This is a genomic window from Mycobacterium mantenii, from assembly GCF_001667865.1.
GTDB lineage: Bacteria > Actinomycetota > Actinomycetes > Mycobacteriales > Mycobacteriaceae > Mycobacterium > Mycobacterium mantenii_A.
On record NZ_LZJP01000071.1, the window covers coordinates 24,292 to 33,161 of the forward strand.

7 protein-coding genes are annotated in these 8,870 nt (G+C 70.7%); all 7 read left to right on the plus strand.

Translation table 11 applies throughout. From position 1 onward, the window contains the following. The first annotated feature begins 77 nt into the window (after nucleotides 1-77). A complete protein-coding gene (locus tag A5688_RS11650) occupies nucleotides 78-305 on the plus strand; it encodes a hypothetical protein (protein WP_067909346.1) in 228 nt (75 codons plus the stop codon). Nucleotides 306-390: 85 nt separating this feature from the next. Further along, nucleotides 391-1,125 (plus strand): NUDIX hydrolase, encoded by a 735-nt coding sequence (locus A5688_RS11655; RefSeq protein ID WP_067909315.1) that lies wholly within the window; start codon nucleotides 391-393, stop codon nucleotides 1,123-1,125. Beyond that, entirely contained in the window at nucleotides 1,122-3,521 is a 2,400-nt protein-coding gene (locus A5688_RS11660; RefSeq protein ID WP_067909312.1) for a hypothetical protein, read from the plus strand. The genes A5688_RS11655 and A5688_RS11660 overlap by 4 nt, the downstream gene beginning before the upstream one ends. Beyond that, nucleotides 3,518-7,159, plus strand: a complete 3,642-nt coding sequence (locus A5688_RS11665) for a murein biosynthesis integral membrane protein MurJ (RefSeq protein ID WP_242663204.1) — start codon at nucleotides 3,518-3,520, stop codon at nucleotides 7,157-7,159. The genes A5688_RS11660 and A5688_RS11665 overlap by 4 nt, the downstream gene beginning before the upstream one ends. 77 nt (nucleotides 7,160-7,236) lie before the next feature. Continuing rightward, nucleotides 7,237-7,824, plus strand: coding sequence for an RNA polymerase sigma factor SigM (gene sigM / locus A5688_RS11670; RefSeq protein WP_067826760.1), 588 nt, complete (start codon nucleotides 7,237-7,239; stop codon nucleotides 7,822-7,824). A 73-nt stretch (nucleotides 7,825-7,897) separates the two neighbouring features. Beyond that, nucleotides 7,898-8,668: a hypothetical protein gene (locus A5688_RS11675; protein ID WP_067826764.1), complete on the plus strand. Its 771-nt coding sequence runs from the start codon at nucleotides 7,898-7,900 to the stop codon at nucleotides 8,666-8,668. 92 nt (nucleotides 8,669-8,760) lie between these two features. Then, nucleotides 8,761-8,870 (plus strand): FAD-dependent oxidoreductase (locus A5688_RS27335; RefSeq protein WP_120312528.1); only part of this gene is annotated, 110 nt, incomplete at its 3' end.

Here is an 8,870-nt window from a genome sequence, read left to right on the forward strand (position 1 = left end):
CTGAAAACCCTTTCGCCGGCACGCGCAACGATCGATACGCGCCGCTGACTTTTGCGGTGGCCATGGTCCACGTGCTTGTGGTCGATCTCGTCACGTGGCTGTTTGTTCTGCCGATGTGGCCCTTCGTATTCGTGGTTCTCCCCATAACGCTGGTTTACGTCGGCATCAGTGCCTTGATCGCGAGGGCGCCAGGCAGGTTGGGGCAAGTAGGCCGCGGAATGATGATTGGCAGCCTGTCAGGACCAATCTCCGTGCTGATCTTCATCCCGGCTTTTATCGTCGCCCACGCGATAGGCCCGATCTAACGAGACGCATTGCGTCTCGACCTCGCCCACTACCCCGCGGCGAGTATCTCCAGGAGAATATGCCGTGCCAGCTACTATCGCTTGGGTGTCGGACGGCGAACAAGGCAAACGACGTCGGCGCCGGGGGCGCCGTCGTGGCCGAGGCGCCGCGACTCCCTCCGAGAATCAGACCACCGATCAGGCGACCGGCGACTCGACGGCCACCAAATCGCGCCGACCCCGGGCGACTCGCCGCGGACCGGATCAGTTGCGCACCGTCCACGAAACGTCCGCCGGGGGGCTGGTCATCGACGGTCTCGACGGGCCGCGCGAGTCGCAGGTCGCCGCCCTGATCGGGCGCATCGACCGCCGCGGGCGGATGCTGTGGTCGCTGCCCAAGGGGCACATCGAACTCGGCGAGACCGCCGAACAGACCGCTATCAGAGAAGTAGCCGAGGAGACCGGCATCCGCGGCAGCGTGCTGGCCGCACTGGGCCGCATCGACTATTGGTTCGTCACCGACGGCCGCCGCGTGCACAAGACCGTGCACCACTACTTAATGAGCTTCTCCGGTGGCGAGCTGTCCGACGAGGACCTCGAAGTCGCCGAGGTCGCTTGGGTACCAATGCACGAGCTGCCGTCGAAGCTGGCCTACGCCGACGAACGCCGCCTGGCCCGCGTGGCCGACGAGCTGATCGACAAGCTGCAAAACGACGGCCCGGCCTCGCTGCCGCCGCTGCCGCCCAGTTCGCCGCGGCGCCGCCCGCAGACGCACTCGCGGGCCCGGCATTCTGACAAACCGGCCGCGAGCCGGAAGAACGGCCACGGACCGGGGCCGTGACAGCTCCGCGTCTGCGTTGGGCCGGCCTGGCGCGCATCGCCGCCGTGCTCGCCATCGTGGCCGGAATCGCGGTACTCACCGGGCCGGTGATTCCCCGCGCGGCCGCCGGCGAGCCCGGGGTGACGCCGTTTGTCCGCGTCCGCATCGATCAGGTCACCCCGGATGTGGTCACCACGACCAGTCCGCCCGTCGTGACCGTCACCGGCATGGTGTCCAACATCGGCGACCGCCCGGTCCGCGACGTCATGGTCCGGCTCGAGCACGCCGGCGCGATCACCGCCTCCGCGGGGTTACGCACCACCCTGGACGGCGACACCGACGGGTACCAGCCCGCGGCGGATTTCCTCACGGTGGCTCCCGAGCTGCAGCGCGGGCAGGAAGTCGGCTTCACCCTGTCGGCCCCACTGCGGGCATTGACCAAGCCGTCGCTGGGAGTGGAGCAGCCCGGCATCTACCCCGTGCTGGTCAACGTGAACGGCACGCCGGACTATGGCGCGCCCGCGCGGCTGGACAACGCGCGTTTCCTGCTGCCCGCGGTGGGGGTGCCGCCCGACCGCGCCGACGACGTCGGCTCGGCTGTCGCGCCCGACACCTCCAAACCGGTGTTGATCACCATGCTCTGGCCGCTGGCCGACCGGCCGCGACTGGCTCCCGGTGTGCCGGGGGGAACTATCCCGGTGCGGCTGGTTGACGACGACCTGGCCACCTCGTTGGCCAGCGGCGGCCGGCTCGATATCCTGCTGGCTTCGGCCGAGGTCGCCACCAGTCACGACGTCGACCCCGACGGCGCCGTCGGCCGCGCACTCTGTCTGGCGATCGACCCGGATCTGCTGGTCACCGTCAACGCGATGACCGCCGGATATGTCGTATCCAATTCCCCGGACGGCCCGGCGCAACTGCCCGGCACCCCAACCCATCCGGGCGCCGGACAGGCCACCGCGGCCGAATGGCTGAACCGCCTGCGCGCGCTGGCCCACCGGACCTGCGTGACCCCGCTCCCCTACGCGCAAGCCGATCTGGACGCCGTGCAGCGGGTCAACGATCCCGGTCTCAGCGCCATCGCCACCACGAGCGCCAACGGCATCATCGACAAGATCCTGGACGTCCCCTCGGTGCGCGGCGCCACGCTGCTGCCCGACGGCCCGCTGACCGGCCGCGCGGTCAAGTTGCTCAGCGGCAACGACAACACGGTCGCGATCGCCGCCGCCGACTTGTCGGCCGCCGACTCCGAGACCCGCGTCGACACCGCGCCCCGGCGGCTGGCCCCGCAGGTCACCGTCGCGCCGTTCGACCCCGCCGTCGGGGCTGCACTGGCCGGCGCGGGCACCGCCCCCGACGTGCCGACCTACTTGGACTCGTCCATGACCGTACGGCTGGGCCACGATTCGGTGACCGCGCGCCGCCAGGACGCCCTGGGGTCGATCTTCTGGCACGCACTGCGCCACGACGACCCGCGCACCCAGATCCTGGTCCCGCCGACGACGTGGAATCTGCAGGCCGACGACGCCCAAGTCATCTTGACGGCGCTGACTACCACCATCCGCTCCGGTCTGGCGCTGCCGCGCCCGCTCCCGGCCGTGATCGCCGAGGCCAACCAGGCTGCACAAGCCCACTCCGAACCGCCCGAGGAAGTCGGCACCTACGCGTCCGCACGCGGCCAGTTCAATGACGACGTCACCGCCGGGATCACCGGTCAGGTCGGCCGGTTGTGGGGGTTGACGTCGTCGCTGATGACCGACGACCGCACCGGGCTGACCGGCGTCCAGTACACCGCGCCGCTGCGCGAGGACATGCTGCGCGCGCTGAGCCAGTCCGAACCGCCCGACACCCGCAACGGGCTGGCCCAGCAGCGCCTGGCGGTCGTCGGCAAAACGATCAACGACCTGTTCGCCGCCGTCACGATCGTCAACCCCGGCGGCTCCTACACGCTGGCCACCGAGCACAGCCCGCTGCCGCTGGCGCTGCACAACGGGCTGGCCGTGCCGATCCGGGTGCGGCTACACGTCGACGCGCCGCCGGGGATGAACGTCACCGACGTCGGTCAGATCGAATTGCCGCCGGGGTACCTGCCGCTGCGGATCCCGATCGAGGTCAACTTCACCCAGCGCGTCGCCGTCGACGTGACCCTGCGGACCGCGGACGGGCTGCGGCTGGGCGATCCGGTGCGGTTGTCGGTGCATTCCAACGCCTACGGCAAGGTCCTGTTCGCCATCACGCTGTCCGCCGCGGCGGTGCTGGTCCTACTGGCCGGGCGGCGGTTGTGGCACCGCTTCCGCGGGCAGCCCGACCGCGCCGACCTGGACCGTCCCGACCCACCCGATGCCCGGCACGCCGCTGGATCCGGCGAGACGCGCGACGACGCCGACCGGCGGGCCGAAGAAGAGCACCGAGTATGACCCCCGCCTATCGGCAGGCCGAACCGCACCACCACCGCCTGCCCGAGCCGCCGCGTTCCCGGGTGCCGGGCTCCCCGCCGACCGGGCCGCTGCCGCCCGTGGCCGCCGAGATCGATCGTCGACGCCCCGAGCTGTCCGACGCCGCGCTGGTCTCGCGGTCGTGGGCGATGGCCTTCGCCACGTTGATCAGCCGGCTCACCGGCTTCGCCCGCGTGGTGCTGCTGGCCGCGATCCTGGGCGCCGCGTTGTCCAGCGCGTTCTCGGTGGCCAATCAGCTGCCCAACCTGGTGGCCGCCCTGGTGCTCGAGGCGACGTTCACCGCGATCTTCGTGCCGGTGTTGGCGCGCGCCGAGCAGAGCGATCCCGACGGCGGCGCGGCGTTCGTGCGGCGCCTGGTCACATTGACGACGGCGCTGCTGATCGTGGCCACCGCGCTGTCGGTGGCCGCCGCGCCGCTGTTGGTGCGGCTGATGCTGGGCCGCGCCCCGCAAGTCAACGAGCCACTCACCGTCGCCTTCGCCTATCTGCTGCTCCCCCAGGTCCTCGCCTACGGCCTGACGTCGGTGTTCATGGCGATCCTGAACACCCGCAACGTATTTGGGCCCACGGCGTGGGCGCCCGTCGTCAACAACGTCGTCGCGCTGATCACCCTGGCGGTCTACGCACTGGTTCCCGGTGAGCTGTCGGTCGACCCCGTCCGGATGGGCAACGCCAAGCTGCTGGTGCTCGCCATCGGCACCACGCTGGGCGTGTTCGCCCAAACCGGCCTGCTGCTGGTGGCGCTGCGGCGCCAGCGCGTCGACCTGCGCCCCCTGTGGGGAATCGACCAGCGGCTCAAGCGCTTCGGCACCATGGCCGCCGCCATGGTCCTCTACGTGCTGATCAGCCAGCTCGGCCTGGTCGTCGGCAACCAGATCGCCAGCACCGCTGCGGCGTCCGGCCCCGCGATCTACAACTACACCTGGCTGGTCCTGATGCTGCCCTTCGGGATGATCGGCGTCACGGTGCTGACCGTGGTAATGCCGCGGCTGAGCCGCAATGCCGCCGCCGACGACACCCAGGCCGTCCTGGGCGACCTGTCGCTGGCCACCCGGCTGACGTTGATCACGCTCATCCCGATCGTGGCGTTCATGACCGTCGGCGGTCCCGCCATGGGCAGCGCCCTGTTCGCCTACGGCCATTTCGGAAACGTCGATGCCGGCTACCTGGGCGCCGCGATCACCCTCTCGGCGTTCACGCTGATCCCCTACGGCCTGGTGCTGCTGCAGCTGCGGGTGTTCTACGCGCGGGAACAGCCGTGGACGCCGATCGTCATCATTCTCGTCATCACGGCCGTCAAAATCCTGGGCTCGGTGCTGGCCCCGCACCTCACCGACGACCCCAAGCTGGTGGCCGGCTTCCTGGGGCTGGCAAACGGCGTCGGATTCCTCGCCGGCGCGGTCGTCGGCTACGTACTGCTGCGACGCGCCCTGCTGCCGGCGGGTGGCCACCTGCTCGGCGTCGGCGAGGTCAGAACCATCCTGGTGACGCTCACCGCGTCGATGCTGGCCGGGTTGATCGCACACGTCGTCGACCGGCTGCTGGGGCTGGACCAGCTGACCGAGCACGGCGGCGCCGGTTCTCTGCTTCGCCTGTTCGTCCTAGGGCTGATCATGTTGCCCATCACGGCCGCGGTCATGCTGCGCGCGCAGGTCCCCGAGGCGCGGGCGGCGCTGGATGCCCTCCGCTACCGCATCACGGGGCGCGGGCCGCGCCCGCGCAGACCAAGTGCGAAGGATCGATCGTCTCACCGGCGCCCGGTCACGTACCCTGAGCAGAGGAATTCTTCCCCGCCTGGGGTAAATGCGGTCCAGGAGCCGATCCGGCGCAGGCCTCCGGAGCGGGCAAACCGAGCCCGGCTAGCGAAAGGACCGGAGGTGACCGACCGCCCGATGGAGAGCGCATCCCCCAGCGCTGGACCTGGCGCAGGTTCAGGTACTCCGCTGCCGCGGCCGGTCGCCGACGACTTCCACCCCGACATCCCGGCCGACGAGCCCCAACGGCCCGTCCCGCGCCCGTCCGGCCAGGCCAAGGGCGATGTGCCCGGCGAATCCCGGCGCGCACCCACCCCCTTCGAAGCGCCGCGCGAGCGTTCGGCGGACGCCGCGAAAGACGACGTGCACCTGGTGCCGGGCGCCCGGATCGCCGGCGGACGGTATCGCCTGCTGGTGTTCCACGGCGGCGCGCCACCCCTGCAGTTCTGGCAGGCGCTGGACACCGCCCTGGACCGACAGGTGGCGCTGACCTTCGTCGACCCCGACGGTGCCCTGCCCGACGAGGTCCTGCAGGAGATCCTGTCGCGGACCCTGCGGCTCAGCCGCATCGACAAACCCGGTATCGCCCGCGTTCTCGACGTCGTGCACACCGGTTCGGGCGGCCTGGTGGTCTCGGAGTGGATTCGGGGTGGCTCGCTGCAGGAGGTCGCCGACACCGCACCTTCACCGGTGGGCGCCGTGCGGGCCATGCAGTCTCTGGCAGCAGCCGCCGACGCCGCCCACCGCGCCGGCGTCGCCCTGTCGATCGACCACCCCAGCCGGGTGCGGGTCAGCATCGAGGGCGACGTCGTGCTGGCCTACCCGGCGACCATGCCCGACGCCAACCCGCAGGACGACATCCGCGGCATCGGCGCCGCGCTCTACGCCCTGCTGGTCAATCGGTGGCCCATCCTGGAGAGCGGGGTGCGCAGCGGGCTCGCGGCGGCCGAGCGCGACTCCTCGGGTAATCCCGTCGAACCCATGTCCGTCGACCGCGACATCCCGTTCCAGATCTCCGCTGTCGCCGTCCGAGCCGTCCAGGAGGACGGCGGGATACGCAGCGCCTCAACGCTTTTAAACCTGCTTCAGCAAGCCACCGCGGTCGCCGACCGCACCGAGGTGCTCGGACCTATCGACGATTCACCCTCGCCGTCGACGGCTCTGCTCTCAACCGGTCAGGATCAGGCGGCGTTCGCCCGCCGGCGACGCAATCTGATCATCGGGGGCGCGGCCGGCCTTGCCGTCATCGTGGTGGCCCTGCTGGTGCTGGCGTCGATCGTGAGCAAGATCTTCGGCAACGTCGGCGGCGGCCTCAACAAGGACGAGCTCGGACTCAACAGCCCTTCGTCGTCGTCCGCCTCGGCATCGTCGAGCGCCCCGTCCGCGGCGGCGGGCAGCGTCGTCAAACCAACCAAGGCCACGGTCTTCTCCCCCGACGGCGACGCCGACAACGCCGGGACCGCGGGCCAGGCCATCGACGGCGACCCCACGACGGCCTGGGCGACCGAGGTCTACACCGACGCTGTCCCCTTCCCCAGCTTCAAGCAGGGTGAGGGGCTGATCTTGCAGCTGCCCAGCCCCACCGTGATCGGCCAAGTCAGCATCGACACGCCCAGCAGCGGAACCAAGGTCGAGATCCGCGCGGCATCCTCGCCTTCGCCGTCCAGCCTCAACGACACCACCGTGCTGGCCCCGGCCTTCACGCTCAAGCCCGGCCACAACGTGATCCCGGTCAAGGCCGGCGCGCCGACGTCGAATCTGCTGGTGTGGATCTCCACACTGGGATCCACCAGCGGCAAGAGCCAGGCCGGCTTTTCGGAGATCACGGTCCAGGCCGCGTCCTGATCCGGGCGCGTCCCGACCACTCACACGAACCCCGCACGTGAAGTGCCGCGTCATACGCAATTGGTTACTGTCCGGCCGTGGGCTTCGGGAGGAACGCCAAGCACGAGCGCAGTGACGCCGAGCTGCTGGCGGCCCACGTGGCCGGCGATCGCTACGCGTTCAGCGAGCTGTTCCGCCGGCATCAGCGGCACCTGCACCGGCTGGCCCGACTGACCACCCGCAGCCCCGAGGACGCGGAGGACGCGCTGCAAGACGCCATGCTCTCGGCGCACCGCGGTGCCGGCGCGTTCCGCCACGACGCCGCCGTCGGCAGCTGGCTGCACCGCATCGTCGTGAACGCCTGTCTGGACCGGCTACGCCGCACCAAGGCCCACCCGACCGTGCCGCTGGAAGACATCTATCCGGTGGCCGATCGGACGGCTCAGGTCGAGACCACGATGGCGGTGCAGCGCGCCTTGATGCGCCTTCCCGTCGAGCAACGGGCCGCGGTGGTCGCCGTCGACATGCAGGGCTACTCGGTCGCCGACACCGCCCGGTTGCTCGGTGTCGCCGAAGGGACGATCAAAAGCCGCTGTGCACGCGGCCGCGTTCGGCTCGCCGAGCTGCTGGGCTACCTCAACGCCGGCGCCCACGCCCTGCCCGACGCCGCCACCGGCCAGGCCTGACCCACCCGACGGGCGGCCGCCCCGGCGGTGCCGTTCGTGGCGATCGGTGCGTGCATGACGGACACTGGGTCCGATGGATGCAGCGGACGACGACGCGGCGAGTGACCGCAACCCGGGATCAGAGCCGGCGCTGACCGTCGATCTCCTCGCCGATCTGCAGGCCGGCATCCTGGACGACGAGTCCGCCGCCCGCGTCCGCCGGCAAGTCCGCGCCGACCCGCAAGCCGCCGGCGTGCTGGGCGCCCTGAACCAGGTCCGGCATGACGTCGCCGCCGTCGGCGCCGACCCGGGTGCGGCACCCGACCCTCCCCCCGAGGTGGCCGCCCGAATCTCCGCAGCGCTCCGCTCGGCCGAGCCCGCTTCTCGCGAAGCGGCCGGCCCGGCCGTGCACTCCGCCCGCCCCCACATCCGCCCGGCCCGGACCATCGCCGCGGTCGCCGGCCTGTGCGCGGTGCTCGCCGCGATCGGCTTCGGTACGGTCGCGCTCCTGCACGCTCCCGAAACCGCCCCAGCCACCCCCGACGACGTCCAGCACATCACCGTGTCGACGCCGCCGATGGAGGTCCCGCTTTCGCAGCACGAAATCCTGGGCCTGCTCGACCGCAGCCCCGATTACGGCACGCTCAGCGACCCGGCGCGGCGCGCCTCCTGCCTCACCGGCCTCGGCTATCCCGCGTCCACGCAGGTCCTGGGCGCGCGGCCGGTCGAGATCAACGCCCGCCCCGGCGTCGTCCTGGTGATACCCGGCGACAGCCCCCACATGCTGGCCGTCTACGCGGTCTCCCCGAACTGCAGTGCCGCCGACACGGGACTCCTGGCCAACACCCAGGTCCCCCGCCCCTAATGTGGTGCCATGGGTGGTGCGACACACCCGGGAACAGGCGTACCCACGCTGGCGTTGACAGAGATCCAGAGACGATCGCTTGAAAGGTTTTCATGACCGCCGACACTGTGCATGACGTGATCATCATTGGTTCGGGTCCTGCTGGGTATACCGCGGCGTTGTATGCGGCGCGGGCGCAGTTGGCGCCGGTGGTGTTTGAGGG

What these genes read in the sequence shown, in the direction of transcription:
- A5688_RS11665 (WP_242663204.1), top strand. Translation starts at nt 3,518, where the DNA reads ATGACCCCCGCCTATCGGCAGGCCGAACCGCACCACCACCGCCTGCCC.
- A5688_RS11675 (WP_067826764.1), top strand. Translation starts at nt 7,898, where the DNA reads ATGGATGCAGCGGACGACGACGCGGCGAGTGACCGCAACCCGGGATCA.